Source organism: Acidithiobacillus sp. TH-A35 (genome assembly GCF_057473505.1).
Map to the genome: position 1 here is coordinate 1 of NZ_JBYCKR010000276.1, position 1513 is coordinate 1513.

Annotated in this window: 2 protein-coding genes and 1 pseudogene; all 3 read left to right on the forward strand. The window is 57.0% G+C overall.

What is annotated here, in order from left to right:
• A pseudogene (locus AC2VNK_RS09085) lies at positions 1–351 on the forward strand (glycoside hydrolase family 15 protein); the annotation flags it as partial.
• Positions 348–1133 (forward strand): glucose 1-dehydrogenase, encoded by a 786-nt coding sequence (locus AC2VNK_RS09090; protein WP_486883527.1) that lies wholly within the window; start codon positions 348–350, stop codon positions 1131–1133. The pseudogene AC2VNK_RS09085 and the gene AC2VNK_RS09090, both read left to right, overlap by 4 nt.
• Positions 1134–1137: 4 nt before the next feature.
• The coding region (locus AC2VNK_RS09095; protein WP_486883528.1) for an NAD(P)-binding protein at positions 1138–1513 on the forward strand (376 nt) is incomplete at its 3' end.

Genomic DNA, 1513 nt, shown 5'->3' on the forward strand with positions numbered 1-1513 from the left:
ATAAAGGGCGAACCCGTCGATCGGTCGGCAGCCACCTGGAAGCGCTATCAAGGGAAAAAACCCGCAATTACCTATCGACTCTGGCGTTTGCGGCAAAGGCCCCGGCAATTGCCCGCCGGTCAGGAGCTCCGGGTGCTGCTGCGCGCTCCATTTACTGTTCACTGGGGCATCAATGGTTGGCAGGAGGTGCAGGATCTGCACTCGGAAGACTGGGAATTGGGGCATGTCGCCATTTTACCGCTCGGCTCGCTCAGCGAAGGAGAATCGGTGCAATTCACCATCCGCTGGCAGGATAGTGGTGACTGGCTCGGCGAGGATTTTCATCTGGATATTACAGGAGCAGCGTCATGATCCAATTAGACTTACAGGGCAGACGGGCGTTGGTGACCGGGGCCAGCGGCGGCCTGGGACGGGCTATTGCGGAAACCCTGGCAGCAGCAGGGGCGCAAGTGGCCGTGCATTACCGCAAGGGCAAGGACGAGGCAGATGCGGTGGTGGACAGCATCAGCAAAGCGGGCGGTAAAGCCCAGTCTTTTCAGGCGGATATTTCCGATCCCGCCGCCGTGGAAAAACTGGTGCAGCAGATTGAGCAGGCTTTTGGCGGTCTCGACATTCTCGTCAACAATGCGGGCATGGACGGGCCGCGTGCGCTGGTCGGGGATGATGATCCGCAAATCTGGGAAAAAGTCTTGAGTGTCGATCTGCTCGGACCTTATTACTGCGCCCGGGCCGCCATTCCGCGCATGGAAAAACTGCAGCGCGGGGTCATTATCAATGTCACCTCCGTGCACGAATTCATCCCCTGGGAAGGTTATAGTGCCTACACCAGTGCCAAGGCAGGTTTATCCATGTTTACCAAGACCTTGGCCCAGGAAACTGCGGATAAAGGCATTCGCGTGGTGGCTCTCGCCCCCGGGGCCATTCAAACTCCCATCAATGAATCGGTCTGGAGCGACCCCCAGTCACTGAAGGATCTCGACAAGAAAATATCCATGGGTCGTCTCGGCAAACCCCAGGAAATCGGCAATGTCGTCGCATTTCTCTGCAGTGATCTGGCCAGTTACATTACCGGTACCACCCTCGCAGTAGATGGTGGCATGCTGATTTATCCGGACTTCCGCCACGGAGGATAAGACGATGGATGCCGATGTCATTATTATCGGCAGCGGCGCGGGTGGCGGAACATTAGCCCGTGCCCTGGCGGACTCTGGTCTACAAATACTGATCCTCGAAAGAGGCGATTACCTGCCCAGAGAATGGGGCAACTGGGACCCGCAAACCGTTTTCGGAGAGCATCGCTATCACACGGATGAACAATGGCGCGATCAGCACGGCAAGGCCTTTTCTCCGGTCACTGGCTATCATGTGGGTGGCAATACCAAATTTTATGGAGCGGCGGTTCTGCGTCGCCGCGCAAAGGATTTTAGCGTTCGTCAGCATCAGGGTGGTGAAACCCGCGCCTGGACCATCCGTTATGAGGATCTGGCGCCTTTTTACGATACGGCAGAAGCCT

Bases quoted from the DNA above. Each gene is read 5' to 3' on its own strand.
- AC2VNK_RS09090 (WP_486883527.1), top strand. From the start codon at position 348: ATGATCCAATTAGACTTACAGGGCAGACGGGCGTTGGTGACCGGGGCC.